22 protein-coding genes and 1 pseudogene are annotated in these 23,041 nt (G+C 58.3%); 11 read left to right on the top strand and 12 right to left on the bottom strand.

Annotation, left to right across the window (positions count from 1 at the left end):
- The 4 genes and pseudogenes from A9Q02_RS24200 to lgt form a co-directional block, all read left to right on the top strand.
- Positions 1–392 (top strand): annotated as a pseudogene (locus tag A9Q02_RS24200) (hypothetical protein); the annotation flags it as partial.
- A 118-nt stretch (positions 393–510) separates the two neighbouring features.
- Positions 511–1,908 carry a protein kinase domain-containing protein gene (locus A9Q02_RS09305; RefSeq protein WP_245860475.1) on the top strand — a complete coding sequence of 466 codons (1,398 nt, stop codon included), beginning with the start codon at positions 511–513 and terminating at the stop codon, positions 1,906–1,908.
- Positions 1,909–1,910: 2 nt separating this feature from the next.
- A complete protein-coding gene (gene purQ / locus A9Q02_RS09310) occupies positions 1,911–2,702 on the top strand; it encodes a phosphoribosylformylglycinamidine synthase I (protein ID WP_097652260.1) in 792 nt (263 codons plus the stop codon).
- Between the two features lie 8 nt (positions 2,703–2,710).
- Positions 2,711–3,553, top strand: coding sequence for a prolipoprotein diacylglyceryl transferase (lgt, locus tag A9Q02_RS09315; RefSeq protein ID WP_097652262.1), 843 nt, complete (start codon positions 2,711–2,713; stop codon positions 3,551–3,553).
- Positions 3,554–3,632: 79 nt separating this feature from the next.
- Here the strand turns inward: lgt and mnhG are convergent, their stop codons facing one another.
- The 7 genes from mnhG to mbhE are packed head-to-tail and all read right to left on the bottom strand — an operon-like array spanning position 3,633 to position 9,677.
- The gene (gene mnhG, locus A9Q02_RS09320) at positions 3,633–3,983 is read right to left on the bottom strand and encodes a monovalent cation/H(+) antiporter subunit G (protein WP_097652264.1); all 351 of its coding nucleotides are present in this window, start codon (positions 3,981–3,983) and stop codon (positions 3,633–3,635) included.
- The gene (locus tag A9Q02_RS09325; RefSeq protein WP_097652266.1) at positions 3,983–4,252 is read right to left on the bottom strand and encodes an MrpF/PhaF family protein; all 270 of its coding nucleotides are present in this window, start codon (positions 4,250–4,252) and stop codon (positions 3,983–3,985) included. Before A9Q02_RS09325 ends, mnhG begins: the two co-directional genes overlap by 1 nt.
- Before the next feature lie 39 nt (positions 4,253–4,291).
- On the bottom strand, positions 4,292–4,801 hold the full coding sequence (locus A9Q02_RS09330) for a Na+/H+ antiporter subunit E (protein ID WP_097652268.1): 510 nt from the start codon (positions 4,799–4,801) through the stop codon (positions 4,292–4,294).
- A 26-nt stretch (positions 4,802–4,827) separates the two neighbouring features.
- Positions 4,828–6,345, bottom strand: coding sequence for a proton-conducting transporter transmembrane domain-containing protein (locus tag A9Q02_RS09335; protein ID WP_097652270.1), 1,518 nt, complete (start codon positions 6,343–6,345; stop codon positions 4,828–4,830).
- An 18-nt stretch (positions 6,346–6,363) separates the two neighbouring features.
- Positions 6,364–6,714, bottom strand: a complete 351-nt coding sequence (locus A9Q02_RS09340; RefSeq protein ID WP_097652272.1) for a sodium:proton antiporter — start codon at positions 6,712–6,714, stop codon at positions 6,364–6,366.
- 19 nt (positions 6,715–6,733) lie between these two features.
- On the bottom strand, positions 6,734–7,192 hold the full coding sequence (locus A9Q02_RS09345) for an MnhB domain-containing protein (protein WP_097652274.1): 459 nt from the start codon (positions 7,190–7,192) through the stop codon (positions 6,734–6,736).
- Positions 7,185–9,677 (bottom strand): hydrogen gas-evolving membrane-bound hydrogenase subunit E, encoded by a 2,493-nt coding sequence (gene mbhE, locus A9Q02_RS09350; RefSeq protein WP_097652276.1) that lies wholly within the window; start codon positions 9,675–9,677, stop codon positions 7,185–7,187. The genes A9Q02_RS09345 and mbhE overlap by 8 nt, the downstream gene beginning before the upstream one ends.
- Positions 9,678–9,846: 169 nt before the next feature.
- Between mbhE and A9Q02_RS09355 the strand changes: the two genes are divergently transcribed.
- From A9Q02_RS09355 to corA, 4 genes are all read left to right on the top strand, one after another.
- The gene (locus tag A9Q02_RS09355) at positions 9,847–10,218 is read left to right on the top strand and encodes a cupredoxin domain-containing protein (protein ID WP_097652278.1); all 372 of its coding nucleotides are present in this window, start codon (positions 9,847–9,849) and stop codon (positions 10,216–10,218) included.
- 240 nt (positions 10,219–10,458) lie between these two features.
- The gene (locus A9Q02_RS09360) at positions 10,459–11,274 is read left to right on the top strand and encodes an NADPH-dependent oxidoreductase (protein ID WP_097652280.1); all 816 of its coding nucleotides are present in this window, start codon (positions 10,459–10,461) and stop codon (positions 11,272–11,274) included.
- 109 nt (positions 11,275–11,383) lie between these two features.
- Positions 11,384–12,376 (top strand): lysylphosphatidylglycerol synthase transmembrane domain-containing protein, encoded by a 993-nt coding sequence (locus A9Q02_RS09365; RefSeq protein ID WP_097652282.1) that lies wholly within the window; start codon positions 11,384–11,386, stop codon positions 12,374–12,376.
- A 51-nt stretch (positions 12,377–12,427) separates the two neighbouring features.
- On the top strand, positions 12,428–13,468 hold the full coding sequence (gene corA, locus A9Q02_RS09370; protein WP_245860476.1) for a magnesium/cobalt transporter CorA: 1,041 nt from the start codon (positions 12,428–12,430) through the stop codon (positions 13,466–13,468).
- An 87-nt stretch (positions 13,469–13,555) separates the two neighbouring features.
- Here corA and A9Q02_RS09375 read toward each other — a convergent pair whose 3' ends face one another.
- Positions 13,556–15,502 (bottom strand): bifunctional metallophosphatase/5'-nucleotidase, encoded by a 1,947-nt coding sequence (locus A9Q02_RS09375; RefSeq protein ID WP_216361487.1) that lies wholly within the window; start codon positions 15,500–15,502, stop codon positions 13,556–13,558.
- Between the two features lie 135 nt (positions 15,503–15,637).
- Here A9Q02_RS09375 and A9Q02_RS09380 point away from each other — a divergent pair, with 135 nt between their 5' ends.
- The 3 genes from A9Q02_RS09380 to A9Q02_RS09390 all read left to right on the top strand — a co-directional run bounded on the left by A9Q02_RS09380 (position 15,638) and on the right by A9Q02_RS09390 (position 19,736).
- A complete protein-coding gene (locus A9Q02_RS09380) occupies positions 15,638–17,176 on the top strand; it encodes an acyl-CoA synthetase (protein ID WP_097652286.1) in 1,539 nt (512 codons plus the stop codon).
- Positions 17,177–17,181: 5 nt separating this feature from the next.
- The gene (locus A9Q02_RS09385) at positions 17,182–19,023 is read left to right on the top strand and encodes a peptidoglycan DD-metalloendopeptidase family protein (RefSeq protein WP_097652288.1); all 1,842 of its coding nucleotides are present in this window, start codon (positions 17,182–17,184) and stop codon (positions 19,021–19,023) included.
- A 107-nt stretch (positions 19,024–19,130) separates the two neighbouring features.
- Positions 19,131–19,736: a trimeric intracellular cation channel family protein gene (locus A9Q02_RS09390; RefSeq protein ID WP_097652290.1), complete on the top strand. Its 606-nt coding sequence runs from the start codon at positions 19,131–19,133 to the stop codon at positions 19,734–19,736.
- A 125-nt stretch (positions 19,737–19,861) separates the two neighbouring features.
- Here the strand turns inward: A9Q02_RS09390 and arsM are convergent, their stop codons facing one another.
- From arsM to A9Q02_RS09410, 4 genes are all read right to left on the bottom strand, one after another.
- Positions 19,862–20,683 (bottom strand): arsenite methyltransferase, encoded by an 822-nt coding sequence (gene arsM / locus A9Q02_RS09395; protein ID WP_172450834.1) that lies wholly within the window; start codon positions 20,681–20,683, stop codon positions 19,862–19,864.
- 168 nt (positions 20,684–20,851) lie between these two features.
- Entirely contained in the window at positions 20,852–21,190 is a 339-nt protein-coding gene (locus A9Q02_RS09400; protein ID WP_245860477.1) for an ArsR/SmtB family transcription factor, read from the bottom strand.
- A 448-nt stretch (positions 21,191–21,638) separates the two neighbouring features.
- Positions 21,639–21,950: a hypothetical protein gene (locus A9Q02_RS09405; RefSeq protein ID WP_097652297.1), complete on the bottom strand. Its 312-nt coding sequence runs from the start codon at positions 21,948–21,950 to the stop codon at positions 21,639–21,641.
- Entirely contained in the window at positions 21,951–22,949 is a 999-nt protein-coding gene (locus tag A9Q02_RS09410; protein ID WP_097652299.1) for an esterase/lipase family protein, read from the bottom strand.
- Positions 22,950–23,041: the final 92 nt, after the last annotated feature.

Raw genomic sequence — 23,041 nt, forward strand, 5'->3', positions numbered from 1 at the left:
GTGCCTACCTGGATTGGCCCGGTGCGACCGTCATCATCCGCCGTACGTGTGAGCGGCACGTGTATCGTACGCAACAGACGACCCACACCGTGCTCTATGGCGTGACGAACCTGCCGGGGCAGGAGACCAATGCCGCAGTGCTGGAACAGCTCTGGCGCGGCCACTGGACGATTGAAAGCGCGTCCCATTATGTGCGGGACGTGACGCTTGGGGAAGACCGCAACCATATGCGCACAGGACAAGCCCCACAGACGCTCGCGGCGCTGCGCAACAGCCTCCTGGCGCTGTGGCGGCGCGCGGGTTGGACGAATATCGCCGATGCCGTGCGCGCGACCGCCGCTTCCGTGGGGGCCGCACTTGCCCTGATCGGTGTCCCTACCACTTTGACGTAGCCCTAGCGATTGACGACATCCCGGTGACGGCGGCCTTTGATGGCTTATCTTCCCAGAAGGGGCATGGTATAATGCCTGCGGCGTTGCCCATTATCAGTCTATGCCCGGGACGAGAGCTTTGATAACACTGGATCAGCTTGCCCCAAACACGGTGGTACAGGGTGGTATTGATCGCTATACGATCCTCCATACCATTGGTCGTGGCGGGATGGGGGTCGTCTATCGCGTCACCCGTTCGAGCGATGGTACCATCTGGGCACTCAAGGAGATGCGCCCTCAGGGGGAACCTTCGCCTGAAGAGATGGTGGATAACCGCCAGTTGTTTGAGCGTGAGGCGCTGTTGCTCAAATCGCTCCAGCATCCGGCCTTGCCTGTAGTGCTGGAACTCTTTGAGCACGCAGGACGCCCGACCATGGTGATGGAGTTTGTCCCTGGGCAGACGCTCGAGAAACGCATTCACGATGCCAATGCCCCGCTGCTCAGGCGTGATGTGATAGGCTTTGGCATCCAGCTTTGCCGGGTGCTCGGCTATCTGCACCGCCAGACACCCCCGATCATCTATCGGGATTTGAAGCCCTCGAATGTGATGTTGACGCCCGAGGGTGTGCTCAAATTGATTGATTTTGGGGTAGCGCGAACCCACAAGCAGGGCAAAAAGAAGGATACGATTGCGATGGGGTCGGCGGGCTATGCGCCACCCGAGCAGTACGGGCGCGGTCAGACCGATGCACGCAGCGATGTCTATGCGCTGGGAGCTACCCTGCTGCATCTGTTGACAAACCTCCCGCCGGTACCCCTGCAGAGCCCTCTGCCGGGTTCGCTCCGCAAGCTGAATCCTTCGGTGGACGAGCGCACCGAGGCGGTGGTGATCAAGGCAATGGCCTTGCAGCCCGAGCATCGCTTTGCGAGTTGTGTTGAGTTCGAACAAGCGCTCTTGCAGTGCCTCGATGGGCCTTTTGTTGATCCGACGCAGCGGGTTAGTCCTGTGCCGCCGACGCCCCAACCAGCGCCACAAACTGCGCCCCCGGTGCCACCACGACCAGCACCGCTGCCGAGCCCACCGGTGGCGGCCCCAAAACCACAACCCGCCCCGGTCTTTGATACGGCAACCACCACCGCCTGCCCGAGTTGTGGGCGGTTGAATAAGCCGCGCGCCCGTTTTTGTGCAACCTGTGGGACACCCCTCGCACCGCCGCCAACGGCACGCCTGGTGGTCAGGTCGCCCCATCGCACCTGGGAACTGAAACTCGGCACCACCCCGATGCGGATTGGACGCCGTGACCCACGGCAGAATCATTATCCTGAAATTGATCTCGCCGAGCATGACCGTGGCATTGCTTCACGCCACCACGCTACGATTCGGCGCGATGGTGATTTTTATACGGTCACTGACCTGGGGAGTACCAATGGCTCCCTGGTCAATGGCACCTTGATCACGCCACGCATTCCTCATCGGCTGCGTCAGGGTGATCGGATCAAGATTGGTGAAGTTGAGATCGAGTTCCGCTGGAGTTAACTATGCATGTCCGAGCTTTGATCCTGCGCGCCCCTGGTATCAACCGTGATCGCGATGCGGCACTGGCCTGTGAATTAGCTGGGGCGACCCCTGAGCGGGTTCATATTAACCAGTTGGCTGGAGGGGCGGTTCGTCTCGCCGATTATGGCATGGTGCTGATCCCTGGTGGGTTTTCGTATGGCGATCATCTGGGGGCCGGTCGGCTGCTCGCCATTGATCTCGTGCATCGGCTTGGTGAGGCCTTGCACCGTTTTGTGGAGGATGGCCGCCCCGTCATTGGGATCTGCAATGGGTTTCAGGTGCTCGTCAAAGCGGGCTTGTTGCCAGGATGCCTGGCTGAGCCTGACTGTACGCCGGCAGTCACCTTGACCGACAATGCCTCGGAACAGTTTGAGTGTCGTTGGGTGACGCTTGAGGCTAACCCTGGGACACGCTGCTCGTTTGCCCGCGATCTCACGCGTCCGATCGAGGTTCCGGTCGCCCACGGTGAGGGCCGGATCGCCCTGCGCGACGAAGCGACGCTGGCGCTGCTTGAAGCCCAAGGGCTGATTGCCTTGCGCTACACGACGACAATGGGCGATCAAGCCATCAGCTATCCCGCCAATCCGAATGGCTCGGTCGGCCATATCGCCGGGCTTTGCAATGCGCAAGGCAATGTGCTCGGCCTGATGCCGCATCCCGAAAATGCCATCTTGCCACAGCAACATCCACGCTGGACCCGTGAAGCAGCCCGCGACGAAGGTGACGGCTTGCAGCTCTTTCGCAATGCGGTGCGCTACGCCGCAGCTTTATAGACGAGACTATGATACTCTATCCGCCTGACGATCCATTTCTCTTTTATTTTACGCTCTTTGGTTTGCCCATCGCAGTACGTTGGTATGGCGTCTTGATCATGAGTGGGGCCCTGCTCGGGGCCTACCTTGCCTCGCGTCGGGCGGTAGCCCGTGGTTATGATCCCGATCATGTCTGGAACCAATTGATGCTCGGGTTGATCATGGGCATCGCCGGAGCACGCATCTATTATGTCATCTTTGAGTGGAACCGTTTTGCCCCCAATCCGTGGAGTGTGCTCAACCTGACGACAGGCGGGTTGGCGATTCACGGCGGCCTGATTGGCGCGGTGCTCTCGGTCTTGATCTACACGCGCTGGAACCGCCTGCCCTTCTGGGAGTGGCTTGATATCTGTGTCCCGGGCTTTATGCTAGGGCAAGCGATCGGGCGTTGGGGCAACTTCTTTAACCAGGAGGCCTACGGGCGACCGACGGATCTGCCGTTTGGGGTACGGATTGACGCCAACTATCGGCTACCGCCCTACACCAACCTGCAAGAATACCCGCTCGACACCGTTTTTCACGCGACGTTCCTCTACGAGTCAGTCTGGAGTTTCATCGGGGTCGGGCTCTTGTTGTTGCTCGATCGGCGGCTCGGCCATGGCGCACCTTCCAAGCAGCGCCGGTTACGCCCGGGGGATCTCTTCTTCATCTACGCCATCTTTTACTCGGCGGGACGCTTCTGGATCGAAGGGTTACGGCTTGACAGCCTTTATCTCGGGCCATTGCGCACAGCGCAGGTCATTAGCCTGGTGCTGATGGCGGCAGGGGCGCTTGGTTTGCTGATCAATCACTGGCGGCGAGCGTCGAGGTGAGTGTAAAAAAATCCTGCGGTGCGTAAAAAAAGCCAGCGTAGCTGGCTTTTTTACGCACCGCAACCGAAGGACTCCGCCCCTACAACAAACGTCGCTGCTCATCATAACGGCCAGCGAGTTCATCGGGGGCATTGCTTGGCATAGCCTTGACCTTGGTGAGATAGGCAGCGCGACCAACCATATGGGCGGCAACGGGCGAGGTCAAGAGAAAAAAGCCAATCAGCGCCAGCATCTTGGCGAGCACCAGCAGACTGCCAAAATAAAAACCAACCCCAAAGAGCACCCCGATCACCCCGAGGGTACCTGCTTTGCCCACTGCGTGGACACGTGTATAGATGTCAGGCAGACGCAGCACCCCAAAGGAAGCCAGCAGGATAAAAGCAACCCCGACCGTAGCAAAAAAGATAGTCAACATTTCCAGAATCGTCATTAGCTGCGACCCTCCTCAATATAGCGAGCGACAGCAACCGTACCGAGGAAACCGAGGATCGCGATCACAATCAAGGCATCAATCAGAATTTCCTGACGCACAAAGATTACATAGAGCGCAACGAGCGCTGCCACATGGCCCATCACCAGGTCAAGGGCTGCGGCCCGGTCAGGGATGGTTGGGCCAATCAAGAGGCGGATCGTCGTCATCACCAGCGAGACCGACGTAATTGCCATCAAGACCGCAATAATCGTCTCAAAGAGGGACATGTTTCACCTCAGAGCTACAGATACAAAAGACCGTCCATCTTAGGGAAAGAGATCCATCACCCGCCGTTCGAAATTTTCCTTAATTTCGCGACGAGCCGCATCGGGATCGGCAATATCCATAAAATGGACATAGAGCGTCTTGCGGTCATGCGAAATATCGAGACTCACTGTACCAGGAGTAAGCGTAATCAGATTCGAGAGCAACGTAATGCCAATCTCGCTCTGGACATCAAGCGGAATCGCGAGGATACCGGGTTGAATATTGAGCCGCGGGCTAATAATAAGGCGAGCGACTTCAATATTCGCCTTGATGATGCTCCAGAACATAAAGACCATCAGGCTAAACGTCTTCATCGTACGCTCGGGATAGCTGGTATAGCTATCCTCAGAGCGCAGTTGAGATGTCCGAATAATCTGATCTTGCAGCACCTTCTGCGAGAGAGCAATGATGGCAAAGCCGAGGCCAAAGCCAACAATGAAGTCGATAAAACTAAACTCCTCTTTGAGGGCCATCCAGATCAGCGCAAAGACAAAATTCAAGACCAGCACAATTTGCCTCCAACGTTAGTGCAGGATCACCTGATCGCCGTCTGAAAGACAGCCTCACAGCCATCAAGGCCACAGACACTCTGAATATAGCCTGCCTGATCAAAGAGTTGCATCCCAGCAACCGTCGTATAATCAACCAGCACACTAGCCCCAAGACCGAGGGCGAGACTAACGATCACAAGCAGCGCCCCGGGCAGCAACAAACCAGGTGAAACCCTGGGCAACTTACTCACATCGGCATAGGACTTCTTCCAGAAGACCTCATTCCAGATCTTGAGCATCGAGAAGAGCGTAAGGATGCCGGTCAGGGTTGCGACACTCGTGACGAGCCAGGCCCCCTGCGTAACCCCGGCCTGCAAGAGGGCAAGCTTGCCAAAAAAGCCACTCATGGGAGGCAGGCCAGCCAGCGAGATAATACCCAGGAACCAGAAGATCGCGAGGGCCGGTTCACGACGGGCGAGGCCACCCATCTTTTTGATATCACCGGTACCATAGATCTGCTCGGCAGCGCCCCCAATAAAGAAGAGGGCCGTCTTGACAATCATCACGTGGGCGGTAAAGAGCAGACCGGCGGCGAGACCGAGCGAACTCGCGAGACCGAGGCCCATCACCGAATAGCCAATCTGGCTCACAATATGAAAACTGAGGATCCGGCGCACATTCATCTGTGCCATCGCCCCAAAGACGCCAACGAGCATCGTGAGCCAGGCAATCGTCAGAATCCAGGGCGCGAGGTGGATCAATTCATTCTGCATCACCGTACCGAGCAACCGATAGAGCGAATAGGCGCCGACCTTGGTGAGCAGACCACTGAAAATTGCGGTCACGGCGACGGGGGGCGTATGGTAACTGGTGGGCAACCAGAAGAAGAGCGGCAAGATGGCGGCCTTGCTGCCAAAAGCAAAGAGAAAGACACAGGCAATGGCCGTCATGATGCCTGGCTGCTGGATCGTCTGCATCCGTTCAGCGATATGGGCCATATTGAGGGTGCCGACAACCCCATAGACCAGGCCACAACCAATCAGAAACGCAATGCTACCAAAGAGATTGAGCACCACATATTTCAGACCACCCTCAAGCTGGGCGCGGGTACCACCAAGCGTAATCAGGCCAAACGAGGCCAGCAGCAGCACCTCAAACCAGACATAGAGGTTAAAGAGATCGCCGGTCATAAAGGCGCCACTGACGCCGAGCAAGAGGAGCAAGAGCAACGGATAGTAAAAATAGCGCTCGTAGCCCTCGTCGAGGGAAGCAAAACTATACAACACGGTCATCAGCGTCAACAGCGACGCCACCGCGAGCATAATCGCACTCGCGCCATCGGCAACAAACGTAATGCCAAAGGGGGCCAGCCAGCCACCCGCCTGACTCACCTGGCGACCGTGCTCAGCCACAACCCAGAGCAAGCGCAGGCTATAGACCAGGTGAAAAAGCACACTGCCAACCACAATACCCCGGGCAAGCCAGCGCTGGCGACCAAAGAGCACCGCCAGCGCGGCCCCGATCATCAATGAAACCAGAGGAAGAAACAGGTGATTTGCCATAAGATCAGATTTCCGTAGTTACAGTCGATCCGTTGTCACCATATCGTCAAGATCGTCACTCTTCACCGCCTGATTCGCCCGATAGGCGAGCGCGAGAATAAAGGCCAGAATGCCAAAACTGATCACAATCGCCGTCAGGATCAGGGCCTGCACAAGTGGATCGGTCGTCCCTGGTAGCGTTGAGCCATCAGCGGCGGTAATCGGTGGCAACCCACGGCGGAGGCCATCGCCCATGCTAAAGATGAGCAGGTGAACGCCGTGGCTCAACAGGGTCAGGCCCAGAAAGAGCTTGACCACACTCCGACGTAAGAGCAAATAGATCGCCCCAGCAAAAAGAGAGCCAATCGCTACGGGAAGCAAAATACTCATCGCGATTCCTCATGTATGGTTATGACAATTCTTCAGTTTCAGCCTGGACATACATTGGAAAGAGTTCTGGTTCTTCGGCGAGCAAGAGCGCAACGCGGGTTGTCACGCCAATGACAGCCAAAAAGACCCCGACATCAAAGAGAACTGGGGTTCCAATCTTACCAATGCCAGGAATCGGATCATTAATCCAGAAAGCATCCATATAGGGCAGATTAAAGAAGAGGGCGGGAAGGCCCCAGAACGCCCCAAAAAAGACCCCAAACGCCGCCATATTCAGATAGCCAACGCGGATCACCTTGCGGGCAAACGTCGGCCCAAAGGCAATAATCTGCATAATAATCGCGGCCGAGGCAAGGAGGCCACCAATAAAACCCCCACCAGGCAAATTATGGCCACGCAGCAACATAAAGGCCGCCAGCAACAAGAGCAACGGCATCATCACCCGGGCGACCGTGCGCAAAATCACTGACTCATACATCGTTTGCGTCCTTCTCTGTGATAGACTTCCTCAGCCTTTGCGGCTCAACCCCAGCACTGACCTGATGTTCGGCAGAAGGACTGGCACCATTACCCGCGAGAACAGGATCCTCACCGGGCATAATCGTCTGCGCATCACGACCGGAAGTACGCACATCGGGTTTCACCCGGCGGAAGCGCAACAAACCATAGATACCGAGCACCGCCACAAAGAGCACAACGATTTCACCGAGGGTATCAAAGCCACGGAAATCAACCAGGATCACATTGACCACATTGGTACCCTTGCCCTCGCTCAGGCTATTGGCGAGGAACCAGGGGGCGAGCGACGGAAAGTCGGTATTTGATGACGTAGCTAGCACCAGCATCGCCATCATCACCCCAAAGACGGTCGCAATGAACGCATCGCGCCAGCGCACCCACGCAGGCGATAGACTCGCAAAGCGAGAGGGCAAGACCGAAAAGACAAAGAGCAAAAAGACCGTCGAGAGCACCTCGATCAGCAACTGCGTGAGGGCCAGGTCAGGCGCACTAAAGAGCACAAAGATCAGGGCCACCATTGCGCCAGCGACCCCAAGGGCAATAATAGCCCCGAGGCGTGAACGGGCGGCAATGGTCGCAATCACCGCAATGGGGATCAGTGCGGTTACCACCACCTCATAGAAGCGCAAATTCTCATCAAGGACAAAACGAATATCATCAAGGCCATAGGCCACAAAAGGCGTCCCGACAAAGAGCATAAAGACCAGCACGATGTAGAGCAGGTACGTGCGCAGGCGTCCCGACTGGATCATCCGCGTCATACCTGTCGCAAAGGCCAGCAAGCCTTCGATCAGTTTATCGAAGACCACGGCCCCATCAATCGAGGCAATGATCTTGTGGGCGGCCAGACGTTGTTGCTGGGTCGCGAACAGCACCCCAAGCGCAATAGCCCCAAGGCTGATGAGCAACGCCGTATTGACCCCACGATAGAGGTAGAGTTCAAAGGTAAAAGGAGCACCATAGACCGCCGAGGCGGCTGGACTCAACAACGAACTCACGGCAGGCAACAACCCGAGCGGCAGGATCAGCGAGAGCGCTGAGGGCACCGCCGGACTCAAGAGCATCGACCATTTCGGATCGACAAGGTGATGGGTCTGCACCGTAGGCGACGGTTCACCAAGAAACGCATTGCGAAAGAGCCGCCATGCAGCGATAATATAGCCAACAGCACCAATCACAATCGCAATGAGGGCCACCAGCGGCCACGGATCCGGCAGCGAACTCTCAAGGGCAGCTTTGAGCATCCACTCTTTGGAGACAAAGCCCATCAGAATCGGAATACCCATCTGCGACAGCAACGCGATCGCCGTCACGACCATCGTGATCGGCATATAACGCCGCAGCGCCCCAAGCTTATTGAGATCACGGGTTCCAGCCTCGTGGTCAATAATACCCGCCACCATAAAGAGCGAAGACTTATAGAGCGCGTGAGCGAGAATCCCTGTCACCAAGGCTTCGGCCCCATACTTGCCCCCGAGCCCGATCATCATCACCAGACCACCCAACATACTGAGGGTCGTATAGGCAAGCAGCGCCTTGATATCATACTGACGGAAGGCCACAATCGAACCAAAGACAAACGTAAAGCCACCAACAGCCACCAGTGTCCCATTCCAGAGCAGCGTCTCACCGAGGGCAGGCGAGAGGCGCGCCAGCAGGTAAATCCCCGCCTTAACCATGGTGGCCGAGTGCAAAAACGCACTGGCGGGTGTCGGAGCCTGCATCGCGCCAGGCAACCAGAAATGGAAGGGGAACTGGGCGGATTTCGTGAAACAGCCAAGAAAGATCAACGCGACAGCTGGCGCATAGAGTGCCGTCTGACGGATCTGTTCACCAGCGGCAATCAGGGCATCAAAGCGATAGGAATCGGCGACGGACACCCCGACCTGCTGAGCTGCGGCAGCGAGGATCAGCAGGCCGAGCAACAGCGCAAGCCCGCCAATGCCGGTAATCAAGAGCGATTGCTGAGCACCGCGCCGGGCATCAGGATAATCATGTTTGTACCCGATCAGCAGATACGACGTGATCGAAGTCAATTCCCAAAAGACAAACATCGTCAAGATATTGCCAGCGAGCACCACGCCGAGCATCGCCCCCATAAAGAGGAACATGTAGACGAGGAAACGCCCCAGACCGGCATCGTTCGCCATATAGGCCCCGGCATACCCCACGATGAGCGTACCAATACCCGTAATAATCAGCGCAAAGAGCATGCCCAGCCCATCCAGGCTAAAGCGCAACTCAAGCCCCATCGCCGGCACCCAGGGTACCGCTTCGTCAAGGCGACCGCCACTGGCGATCAAGGGAATCTGCAAGGCAAGCAGCACAAAGAGGCTCAACGGGAGCACCGCCAGCCCCCATCCAATCAGTGGACGCGGCGTCCGCCGGCCGAGCAGGCCAAGCGGCGATGTGACCAACGCAAACAGTACAATCCACAACAGCATGATGATCCTCTATGCATTCACAATCATACACGGGCCGACCCTTTGCTTTCCACGCTCTCGCCAGAGGGGTCGGTCTGCTTGAGACTATTTCTTCTTGTCAAAAGGGGATCTTGTGAAGTATTGTACTACACTTTTTCGGTATTCTTGCAAGCTATGATGAGGTTGCGCTATGTTTCGTGTCTCTGTGAACCATGTTCGTCGTGTCGTCATCGGTCTGATGCTGCTAATGCTGCTCGCTGGTTGTGGTCAAGCCCTGCCCCCCGAACGGCTGATCGAATTAACGGTCACTTCTTCAGGCTACGAACCAGCCGAGATCGAGGCGTATGTCGGTGAGATTGTTTCCATTCGTTTTCGTAACCGCGATACTATTGCCCACGCCCTAATGCTGGAATTGCCCACCGGCACACGCATTGTTGCAGCTGAGGCAGGGGTTGATGCGATTATGACCTTTCCAATTAATCAGGCCGGAACGTTTCGCTTTGCTTGTTCTGTGCCAGGCCATCCAGAAGAGGGGGTGCTGGTCGTGCGACCAGCGCCATAAACGAGCCGTGCCACGCCATGGTCGGCGCTGGCATGGCCCATCGCTGCGCTGGGTTCCCGCGTGCGTGGGCACGGGTGCGACACAGCTTCCGGGAAGCTCTGCGCGAAGATGTCATGGCGCACCGACGTGCCTGAACCACCGATGAGCCTGCTGCCACCACCGCGCAAGCTTCCCGGAAGCTTTCCATGCCTATGGTATACTGCGCAACAGAAGAATTCGCCGGATGAGGAGTATGTAACCATGGGAGTTAGTGAAGCAACCACGGCACGCTATGGCAGTGACCTGGCGTTGCCAGCCGAACTCTGGAACGAAACGGTAGATGTTTTGTTGGGCCATCGTTCGGTGCGTGCGTATAGCAACGAGCCGGTGCCCGAGGGTGCGCTGGAGGTGATGATTGCCGCCGCACAGTCGGCGTCAACAGGGTCAAACCTGCAGTCGTGGAGTGTGATCGCCGTGACTGATCCCGAGCGCAAGGCGCGGCTTGCTGAGCTTGGTGGCAAGCAGGGATTCATTGCCCGTGCGCCGCTCTTTCTGGTCTGGATCACTGATCTGAGCCGCGTGGCCCGCGCCGCCGAGGCCCGTGGCATGCCGCATCAGGCGCTTGATTATCTCGAAACCTTTTTGATGGGGTCGGTTGATGCGGCCATTGCGGCGCAGAATGCCGCCGTCGCCGCCGAAAGCCTTGGCCTTGGCATAGTCTATGTCGGGGCAATGCGCAATAAGCCTGAAGAGGTCGCGGCTGAACTCGGGTTGCCACCACGTACGTTCGCCGTCTTTGGGATGGCCGTTGGCTACCCTGATCCCGAACGGCCCGCTGCCGTCAAACCACGGCTGCCCCTCGAGACCGTGCTGCATCGTGAGCAGTATCAGGCTGATCAGGACAACCAGATCAGTGCGTACAGTGCGACGATGGCCGCGTTTTACGCCGAACAGCAGATGAAGGTTGAAGGTGATTGGGTTGAGCATTCGGCCCGCCGGGTCGCTGGCCCTGAGAGCCTGACAGGACGCCATCGGCTGCGTGAGGCGCTGCAAAAACTTGGCTTTGAGTTGATCTAAAACCAAGTCTTTCAACTCAGATGGTGTTTTGACGCAAAGGCGCAAAGGCGCAAAGTTTCTGACGTCAGGCATACCAACGCTTCGTGCTTTGGCGGCTCTACGTGAGCTTATGCGATCAGGGGATTCACGTTTGCACACCAGGAGTAGTCACGCATTACGATCTTCACTCTGGCTTCTCTTGCGCCTTGCTGTGAGTGGCGGACTCCTGGGGTATCTGGTCTGGCGGGCGGATCCACGGATGATCTGGGCCCAGTGGCAACAGGCCGATCTGCGCCTGTTGCTGCTGGCGATCGTTGTGCAACTGGGGGGCATTGCACTCAGTAGTTGGAAGTGGTCGCTGCTGCTACAAGCCAACGAGCGGCCTCAGCCCTATCGCTGGTTGCTCGCAACCTCTTTTCTCGGCCTGTTTGCTAATAATTTTCTCCCGACCTCGGTTGGGGGCGATGCAATGCGCGTCGTGGCACTAGGGCGGAAGAGCGGGAGTTATGCCCAGGCGAGCGCTTCGGTTTTTATGGAGCGCTTGACGGGCTTTCTCGCATTGAGCTTGATTGCGCTCGGCACGCTGCTGGTCGGGGCAAGTGCGCTTGTTGGGAGCCATCCCGTCACCGAACCAGTGCTGATCACGGCAACCGCAGGCTTTGCGCTTGTTGCGCTGGTCGCAACCGGTGGGGCATTAGCCGCACCGTGGCTGCTGCGGCGCTTTGGACACTGGCTACCCGAGTTGGTACGCCAACCCTTGAGCACGATTGCACAGGCGCTTGATGAGTATCGTCATAGCAGAGGCACCTTGCTCGCGGTGCTGGTGATCTCGCTGCTGGTGCATGCCCTCTGGATTGGCATGCACATCATTGCAAGCCGGGCCCTTGGCATCGAGGCGTCATGGTTGATCTATCTGTTGATGGTGCCATTGACCGATATTATTGGGATGGTGCCGATCTTTTTCAACAATGTTGGCGCACGTGATCTCGTCTTTACGCTCTATTTACGCCAAGCAGGAGTACCTGATGCCACGGCGCTCGCCCTGGCCTTCACGGTGTTTAGCATTCGCTTGCTGATCAGTCTGATCGGCGGGGTTGTGTTGCTGGTGCGGAGTACCAAATAGCTTTGCCCGTGGATCAGCATAGCATAGCCGCCATCGTTGGAGGGTCACGCGATGACAACCCGGTTGCTTGCGGATGATATGACCGATCGGATCGAACGAGCGGCCTTGCCTGAGTTGTCGCAGCCGCGGCGGATTATGCTCTGTCGCCGTCAAGGACAGATAACGTCAGTGGACGATCCCAGTACGATTAGTGAGTTGCTCAAGCAGCCCGATGTATTTATCTGGGTTGATATGCAAAACCCGGAAGAGACCGATATTGAGCTCTTGCGCGAAGAATTTCTTTTGCATCCGCTCACAATTGAGGATGCGACCCGCCACCATGAACGGCCAAAACTCGATTCGTACGACCATTATTATTTTCTGGTCTTTTATGTGATCGGCTACGACTCTGAACACGCACGACTGGTCACGCATGCGCTTAATCTGTGCGTCGGCGCAAACTATATCGTCAGCATCCACGCCGGGACAATGACGGTGCTTGACCAGACGCTCGCCCGTTGGCAGCGCAACGAACAGCAGTTCAACCACGGCAGTGGCGGCATCTTGTACGAACTGCTTGATGCAATCGTAGATGACTATTTTCCCGTGATTGATGAACTGGCGGAACGCATCGAGACAATCGAAGAACAAATCTTTGCCCGGTTCCGCGAAGACGTTGTGCGCGATATTTTCGCCCTCAAGCGCGAATTGCTCCATGTCCGTCGCATTGTCGCCCCACAACGCGATGTACTCAATGTCTTGATCCGCCGCGATGTGCCCATCTTCGAACGAACGAACGTTATCTATCTCCAAGACATCTACGATCATATCGTCCGCATCACCGATAGCATTGACACCTACCGTGAGCTACTCTCCAGTGCGCTTGATGCTTTTCTCTCGGTTCAATCAAATCAACTCAACCAGATTGTCAAAGTCCTTACCATCACCTCGATCATTCTGATGTCAGCCGCCCTCATCGCTGGCATCTATGGCATGAATTTTGCCTATATGCCCGAGCTACAATGGCGCTTCGGGTATCTCTGGGCACTTGCTTTGATGATCATGACTGGAGTAGGGCTTTTGATCTTTTTTCGCCTGCGTAAATGGTTATAATGCTAGCACCTGTCGGATAACAACAGGTGCTAGCAAACCGTAGGCCCTCTGCGCCGCCTATGAGCGGGCGCCAACGTACCGCATGTTTCAGCGGACGGTCACAAACGCTGGTGTAGCGACAGCCGGCTGGGCCACGAAAGGTAGATACGCGTACCGAATTTCGGTGATGCGACCTTCGACCTCCGGGCTGACAATGCCTCCCGGTTGGGCGCGAATATAATCAATCACGGCATCAACCATCAGCAGTTTGGTATCGACCTGATTGGTACCGCCCCCAACCGTCGGATCAGCGCGATCGCCGCCTGCAGTGAAGACAAAGTAGCTATCTCCGCCGCGCACCATAAAGTCGTTGGTCACCACCCGATAGACCTTCGCAAGATCAAGTGGCTGGAAGGTGGTACCTTCGAGCACCTCGACACTCAGCACACGCTCACCGCGTTGCGCTGCGACCGGGGGCGTCCCCGTGGGATTGCCCTGAATAGCTGGCAGACGGGTGCGTGCAAACTTGAAGCGCAGACCGGCGACCTGGGCAAACCGTCCCGTTCCGGCGGTTCCGCCCAGGGCGCTGACGCCATTTTCGAGGGCCGCCAGGAGTTGCGCCCCCGTCAGGTCAACCAGGGCTACCGTATTGCCAAAGGGCAAGACTTCGAGCATGCTTCCTACCGTAATATCACCAACCGGGATCGTCGAGCGCAAGCCACCACCGTTGATGATCGTCACAATCGGGAAGTTCTGAGGATTGCCGCCAAAGCCCAGTGCCAGTTCGCGCAGCGCGTCGGCAACCAAATTGCCAAGCGGGGCCTCGCGCTCACGGACGACCGAAGATGCATTGCTAAGCAGCACCGTGGTTTCACCGATCTTCGTGCGGCGCAACTCATCAAGCGGGCCGGCCAACTCGGCAATACGGGTCTCGAAGGCTGCATTGGTTGGGATTTCAGCCCCTTCGCCCGCAATCAACTCGCGTCCATCCCTGATCCCACCGGCCCAGACCGGACGGATCAAGGTGGCATCTGAGACGACCTCGCGGATTTCGTTGGTAGCGGTAAAGCTGACGAGCAGATCACCCACCCACTTGCCATGCTCCCAGTCGGTGACGACGATCACGCTCTTGCCGTCGAGATCTTCGACGACGGTAGGATACGGGCCATCGACCCGAGGTGCCCCGGTGGGTTGCGTACTCTGCGCAGCGCTGAGCAGCGACGAGTGCGAGTGACCACCAACAATCAGGTTCAGCCCACGCACGCCCTCAGCCAGCGCAACGTCATCGAGGTAGCTGATGTGGGTAAGCGCAATGACGATGTCACACCCAAGGTCAGTGCGTAGACGGTCGATGCGATCCTGCGCCACGGCAACGTAATTGCCATTGAAGGTGACCGCCGCGCTGGGGCTGCTGATATTTGCGGTGTCACTCGTCGTCAAACTAAAAATACCGATCTTCTTGCCACCAGTCGCCGTATTATCAATAATCGTCCAGGGGCCCCACTTGCCGCCTGTGACACTGCCCTCTTCATAGAGCGCCGCGAGGGGTGAGGCTGCTCCAGCGGTGATATTGGCGGCAAGAATAGGGAAATTTGCCCCGGCAATGAAATCGGCGAGCACCTGATCGCCCGAGTCAAACTCGTGGTTCCCAATTGCCATGGCGGCATAGCCAAGCTGATTGTAGAACTCGAGATCGGCCTGGCCTTGATACTGGTTAAAATAGAGCGTGCCCTGGAAGACATCGCCAGCATCGAGGAAGAGCAGATCGCGTGGAATACCGACAGGAGGCGTATTGTCGGCAATAATCTGATCAAACAGCGTTTTCCGGCGCGAAACACCGCCAAGGTCACGGGTAACCCCCGAGGCAATCGTGACGCTGAGGGTCGGCTCGATCCGTGCGTGATGATCATTCGTATGCACAATGCGCAACTGATAGGCTTCGTCACCATTGGCAGCCGTGGCAATTGACCATCCATTGGCAAACTTGTAGAGAATAGCTCCGGCACCGAGCGCAACGGTGCCGCGCAAAAACGAGCGACGTGACATCCTGGTCATGCTATACTCCCTCATACTAGTAGGTATTGATCCCGATACCTCTATCGGGGTGGTTCCATGAACCATGATCCTACGCGCCTCATACTAACAAATGTTTGTCGGTTTGTTAAGCTTTTACAAGATTCTGGTTAAGCGATGAGTCAATTCTCTTCTCTTCTGGCGGCGACAAGCACATGGGCCGCGACTGATCCCGAGCGACCATGTGTCATCTGGGAAGACACGACGATCACGTATGGTGCGTTGCTGGCAGCGGCCAGGCAATGGGCGTTGCACTATCGTGCCAACGGGATACGCCACGCTGATCGAGTCGCACTCTATCTTACCGGCGGGCCGGCCTTTCTCGGGGCATATCTGGGCGCCCATCTTGCCGGGGCGACGGTGGTGCTCATCAATACGCAGTATCGCCGGGTCGAACTGGATCATATTCTCGGCGATAGCGAGCCACGGGTGGTCGTGTGTGAGGCCGAAGGGTCAATGCATCTGGGGGAACTCGCTCAACAACCCTGGGCACAGTTGCTGACCGACCCGACTCAACTGAAACCTGCTGCCATTGAACTAGCACCAGGATCGTCGCCTCATCACAGCGGCGAGGATACGGAGGACCTGCCCAGGCCCGAGGATCTGGCGATCCTCGCCTATACCTCAGGAACGACGGGGCGCGCGAAGGGGGCGATGCTGACCCACGGTTGCCTGGTTGCCAATAGCGAGGCTGTTTGCACAGCCTGGAACTGGGGGGCACGTGATCGCTTGCTGCTCGTGCTGCCGCTTTTTCACATCCACGGGCTAGGGGTTGGCGTGCATGGCACCCTGTTGCGCGGGGCAAGTCTGGTGCTACGGCCCCGTTTTGAGCCTGAAGAGACCCTGGCGACGCTGCGCGACGGTCGGTGTACGATGTTTTTTGGCGTACCGACGATCTATACCCGGTTGATCAACACGGTTGGGGCGGGCGAGGCGCTGCGCGACGCCGGCAAGCATGTCCGGCTTTTTGTGTCAGGCTCGGCGGCGCTCAGCCCGCAGACCTTTGCCGATTTTGCGGCGCTAGCCGGTCAGCCGATCCTTGAGCGTTACGGCATGACCGAAACCGGGATGAACCTGACGAACCCGTATACGGGCGAGCGGCGTCCGGGAAGCGTGGGCGGCCCCTTCCCAGGGCAAGAGGCGCGCATTGTTGAGGTGCAGAGTCGGCAACCGGTGCCGGCGGGCAAAATTGGCGAGATCCAGGTACGCGGCCCGCACGTCTTTGCCGGGTATTGGCGTAACCCAACGGCAACCGCCGAAGTGCTGGCCGAGGATGGCTGGTTTAGCACCGGCGATCTGGGTCATTGCAGTAACGATGGCTACTATACGATCACCGGGCGCGCCAAAGAGTTGATCATCAGCGGGGGCTATAATATTTATCCGCGTGAGGTGGAAGAGGTGCTGCTCGATCACCCCGGAGTAGCCGAGTGTGCCGTCTTTGGGCTACCTGACGCGACCTTTGGCGAACAGGTGGTGGCGGCAGTTGTGCCACGTGATCCGGCGCATCCGCCGACTCAAGATGAACTCGAACACTTTTGCCGTGAACGGCTGGCGGCTTACAAACGCCCCCGCCAGATCCGGCTTCTCGCCGCCTTGCCACGGAATGCGATGGGCAAAGTCCAGAAACATGTGCTCAAGCAAGAAAACGCAGGATAAGGACAATGAAACGTCTCGCTTCAGCCGCTTACACTCTGCCAGTCACCATCGGATTGGTGCTGACCGTTGGCCTGGTCGCCACGTTGCGTTTGCCTGGCGACCGTGCAACAATGAGTCGGGTTGCCGCAACCCAGGCGACCCAGTGCCTGCCAACGATACCAATTGATGATCCAGCGTGGGACGAACCGACCGCACGCCTCTTTACGGCCAATGCACCACCCGCAACGAGCCTGGTCAATGTCACGTCCGCACCGGCACCGGCAGCGAGCGCAGCCACAACCAGTGCAACATCGGCCTATCCTGATACCCTGTTGCTCTACAGCAACGGCTGGTACGGCGAACCCCTGACCAGGGCGGCCCAAGAGCTTGGGCTTGAGTTGGCACCGGATCAATTGCAAACGCTTGAACGAGCGGCGATGTTGCATGGCGTCAATACGCGTCTGTTGCTGGTGATGGCCGTGCTTGATCAGGCCGCACCGGCGCACGACGAAGCGGCGTGGCAGCGCTGGCTGGCGGTGCAAATTGCCCGTACACGGGCAGCGCTTGGGCCACATGCGAGCACGCATGTCCATCCTGGCGACTGTGATGCCGACCTAGTGGTACCCGCCAGCCATACAACCGAACTCGGGCTAGCCCTGCTGTTGAGCCCGCTGGCGCAGAATAGCAACATTGCACCGCTGCAAGAACGCTTTCTGACACTCTATCGCGAACATTTTGGCGACCCGACGGTTGACGAATTTGTGCCGCAGCAGACCCGCGAGCCCTTCTTGATCCGCCCCTTCAACGTACCACTACTCTCGCGGGCCTACTACGACCACACCTACCCATCGGTTGACAACAACAAAAGCCCGAACGTCCCAGGGATGCTCGACTATCTAGGGCGCACGACGACGACGTACGACACACACGATGGAGACGACTTTGGCATGCCAATTGGCACACCGATCATCGCGCCGGCGGGCGGCCTGCTCTACAACCGGCTCCCGAGCGGGGCCAGCGACGGCGGCCTCGTGATTGTCACTGGGCAATACGAACTGGTGATCTGGCATATGAACGCGGTCTACATCGGCCAACCGGGCTCGCAGGTGGGCGTAGCCGTCACACAGGGGCAAACCATCGGACTGAGTGGCACCGCCGGCGGGCTCCCGCACATCCACTTTGAAGTCCGCTACGGTGGGCGCCAAACAAACCCAATGGGCTGGTACGGAGGGGGTCCCGATCCGTGCCCGCTCGGGCCTGGGCCTGGCGGAGCGTACAAAGGCTGCGTCGCAAGTGTCTGGCTCTGGCTTGACCAAGAGCCACCGGGGGTATCGGCGCCGACCGCGACGCCATCGCCAACGAGAACCCCAGCGCCGACAATGACTGCCGAGCCATCACCAACGGCGACCTCCTCACCAACGGCGACACTTGAGCCATCGCCGACACCTTCGCCGACAGCAACGCCAGAGCCGGTGGTGCAACCGATGCTTACATTGAGTGCCAACGGAGTTACGCCGGGTAGCGAGATTCTGGTTCAGGGAACCAACTTCGAGCCATACAGCGAACTATGGCTCAGCATCAACGGCAGCGACCTAGGCATCGTCGCCAGCCTGGGCGGCGGCGAAGTCGAACTGATCCTTGTCACCGACCCGAGTGCGCCTGAAGGTTACTACCGCGTTGAAGTACGAGCGAGCGGGATAGTGAGTGGGGAAACCGGAGCGGCGCAGGCGCGGGCGATCTACAAACTGAACAGCAATGGAGCAACACACAGTGTCGGCCCAGGGGCGATCATCCGCTTCGCCGTACCACCCGACATTGTGCCCTACACGCACGAACCGTTTACCTGGATGCCGTTGATCCGGCGGTAGGCGCAAGAGTTTGCAACAAAGGTTGAGCTGTATTGACGCAAAGGCGCGAAGGTGCGAAGGTGCGAAGGTTGGTATTCTGCAAGCGTACTTGGGGATAAGGAGATCCTGTGCTGCTCTACTACCTGGACTTGATCGGCGTGGCGGTCTTTGCGGCAAGTGGTGTGCTGGCGGCGCGTGATCGTCAACTCGATATCTTTGGGATGATCATTGTGGCAACCCTGACCGCGATTGGGGGCGGCACCATCCGCGATCTCCTGCTCAACCGCCATCCCATCTTCTGGATCGTTGATACGTGGTACCTCACCACAATTATCGGGGCGGCTCTCGTGACGATCCTCTATGTATGGTGGCGACCAGCCCCCGGGTTCATGTTCCTGGTTGCCGATGCGCTCGGACTAGCCCTGTTTGCGATGTCGGGGGCCACCTTGGCCTTTGCGGCAAACTACGCCCCGATCATCGTAGTTATCATGGGCACGATGACCGGCGTAGCTGGCGGTGTTTTGCGCGATGTCATCACGGCGCACGTGCCCCTGATCTTGCAACGCGAGATCTACGCAACGGCGGCAATCAGTGGCATTGTGCTCTACCTGGTACTCGACTACTTTGCCGTAACGCACGACATCGCCTTCTGGTCGGGCTTTGGCCTGATCGTCGCCTTGCGCGTGCTCGCGATGCGGGGCAATATCCATTTGCCGGTCGTACGGGTAGCGTAGGGGCACGAGCACGGTCGCCCCGTAGTGACGCAAAGGCGCAAAGGCGCGCAGCGGCGCGCAGCGGCGCATACAGTCCACCAAACCTTTGCGCCTTCGCGCCTTTGCGTCAAACAACCCGTCTAATATCAGGCCAGAGGCCGCCAGGCCGTAATCGTCATGCTCGTCACGCGGCCCTCAAGCAGCGGCAGAACCTCGTCGGGCAACCCGACGAGCATTTCGGACCCCTGGGCGCGCAGGTCGTCGAGCGTGTAACGCTGGGTCACGAGCAGATCAACGCGCTCGAAGCCAGCCTCGGTCAGCATCGTATGATACTCGTTGCGCGTCAGGGCACCGGCGAAACAGGCGGCCCAACTCAACGCGGCGCGTAGTTGCGCTTCGCTGACCGGCAGATCGGCGAGATCGCCGTCAAAGACAATATCTGAGACCGAGAAGCGGCCACCTGGCTTGAGTACCCGGAACGCCTCCTGGAAGACGAGGCTCTTGTCGGGAACAAGATTGATCACGCAGTTCGAGATGATTACGTCAACCGAGTGATCCGGCAACGGGATCGCCTCAATATCACCCTTGAGGAAGTCTACATTGGTCGCGCCAGCTTTGGACGCATTGGCCCGCGCCGTTTCGAGCATCGCATCGGTCATATCCAGACCATAGGCAAAACCCGTCGGCCCGACACGCTGCGCCGCGAGCAACACCTCGAGGCCACCGCCAGAACCCAGGTCAAGCACGACCTCACCGGGGGCCAGGCTTGCCAGCGCCAGCGGATTGCCACAGCCAAACGATGTCGTCACCACACCCTCGGGCAATGAGGCCAGTGTCTCGGCCCCGTGGAGCAAAATCTCCGTACTCGTCTCGCCGCCACAACAACTTGAACCGGCACGGATCGCCTTGCCATAGTGGGCCTGGACTGCGGCCTTGACTGCCATCGGATCTTGTACGGACTGCGTCATCTCTTCCTCCTCATACATTGATAAACTTCGATATATAACCGATAAAAAACCCTGCCAACCCGATTGCTTCGCAGGAAGCGAGCCAGGCGCTACCTTGCAGGAGACCCCTATTGACGCAAAGGCGCAGAGGCGCGAAGGTTTGCGGGATCTGCATGCGCCGCGTTGCGCCTACCCAAGAAACGCGAACTGGGCCATAACACGCTCGCGCATCGTCTGCACGGCGTCACAGCAGATCGAATAATAGATCCAGAGCCCCTGGCGTTCGGCGGTAATCAGCCCTGCTTCACGGAGAATTTTGAGATGATGGGAAACCGTGGGCTGCTTGACCGGGAGCGCCGCTTCGAGATCGCAGACACAGACCTGGCCCTGGTATTGCGCCAGCAGATCAAGGATCTGCAGCCTGATTGGATGGGCCAGGATCGCAAGATCATTGCTGATCCGCCTGGCCTCGGCAGCATCAAGGCGTGGGGCAAGCTTGGGAAGACAACAACCAGCACGTTCAGCCACCGTAGCTCCTCCTCTTCTCGGGCAGGACAGTCAGGGTTACGTGCAGGATAGCATATATATTGAAGGTTGTCAATATACAGCAGGGGCACGGGCAAGCCGTGCCCGTACGGGGGGCGTGGCGCGGGGGGCACGGCAGGGGCACGGGCAAGCCGTGCCCGTACGGGGGGCGTGGCGCGGGCACGGCATCGCGGGGGCACGGCATCGCGGCGCGGCGGCGCGGCGGCGGTAGGGGCACGGCGCCGCCGTGCCCGTACGGGGGGCGTGGCGCGGGGGGCACGGCGGGGGGGCACGGCGCCGCCGTGCCCGTACGGCGGCGCGGCGCGGGCACGGCATCGCGGGGGCACGGCATCGCGGCGCGGCGGCGGTAGGGGCACGGCTTGCCCGTGCCCGTACGGGGGCGCGGCGGCGCGGCGCGGCGGCACGGCACGGGCACGGCGCCGCTGCGCCCTTAATCAATGCGGCGGCGATCCGGCCACGCCGAAGGCGTGCGATCTGCAGGCTGATCCAACACCGTAAGCGCACCACGTGTAAGCGCCTGATTGACGGTCAGGATCGTCTGGTAGACCTGGCACGTAATGGTAGACTGGATCTGCTCGACGACACGCACAGGTCCAGCGAGCGGGCCAAGCAAGGCAAAGGGTGCATAGACCTGGCGGACGATCGTCTGGTGCGCGTCGGCAATCCGAGTCACGGTCACGTCGACAGCATCGGTAGCAAGTTCGACGGCACCACGTAGTTGATGAAGCGTATCCGGTTGCATCTAGGCACTCCTTTCGTGAGTTGCACACCACTGGTAGATCTGTTGGTACACCATCGGGTCACAGGCCAGTTGGAGGTGATCGGTCTGCGGGAAACAGGCAAGCTGGTTCGGCAAAATAGGATAAAGATCCGACTTCTTGGGCGACATGGGTGGGATAGAGGGCACCACTACCAATCCATCGCCAAGCAAGAGCGACACCAGATGCTCGGGGTCACTTGCGAGCGTCCCATAGATCAGATAGTGCTGCACACTGCTAATCCAGGGCAGCGTCTGGTGTGGCGGAGCATCGAAATGAGCATGTGCATGAGGCCTTGGGGCAGCACGTAGCTCCTTGATACCCTGACTACGGACATTGAAGACATCACCAATGAGTCTGGTGATCGGATGGGGCACCGCACAGAGCACTTGCGCGGCGACATCACTCAGCCAGGCCAGTGGGGCGCCCTCGTGGGGGCTGCCGAGATAGAAAGCTTTGCGCACATGCTGTACCCAGGCATGATGGTGCTGAGTGCCAACATAACAGGCGTGTCGAATCACCAGACCACCCATGCTATGCCCAATGAGCACAAGCTCCTCGATCGGCACAGGATAGACTTCCAGCAGGGCCGTCAGCAACGCAGCGAGCGACTGACCATTGCGAGCGATCGACAACCCGGTATTGTAGCGCACGAAGAGCGGGGTAAAGCCAAGATCAGCGGCAAGCTCAGCTCCATATGACGTTTCGCGTTCAAGGCCTGAGGAGTCACGATACGACCAACTGCCTTCATTGCAGCCAAGGCCATGCACCAGCAGACACACCTTCGGCGTAGGGCGAGGATAAGCCTGCAGGAAGGCCTCACGGGTCATAGGGAGAGGACGATGCTCGGCATACAGCGCCATATCAATGCCGAGACCATTTTGGCGGGCAACGAGATAGTCACCAACCGCACCATTCACAATGCTCTGAGCCCATACCGTCCACGGTATAGCCGACGTCGACGCACAGCGATAATCAGACAATGGGGCTCTCCACAGACGTTAGGTAAGGTACACTTGGTGTATCGTACCACAGATTGCACGCCCCGTACGCATGAGCAAAAGATTTAGGGGAT

This window comes from Candidatus Chloroploca asiatica (assembly GCF_002532075.1).
Taxonomy (GTDB): domain Bacteria; phylum Chloroflexota; class Chloroflexia; order Chloroflexales; family Chloroflexaceae; genus Chloroploca; species Chloroploca asiatica.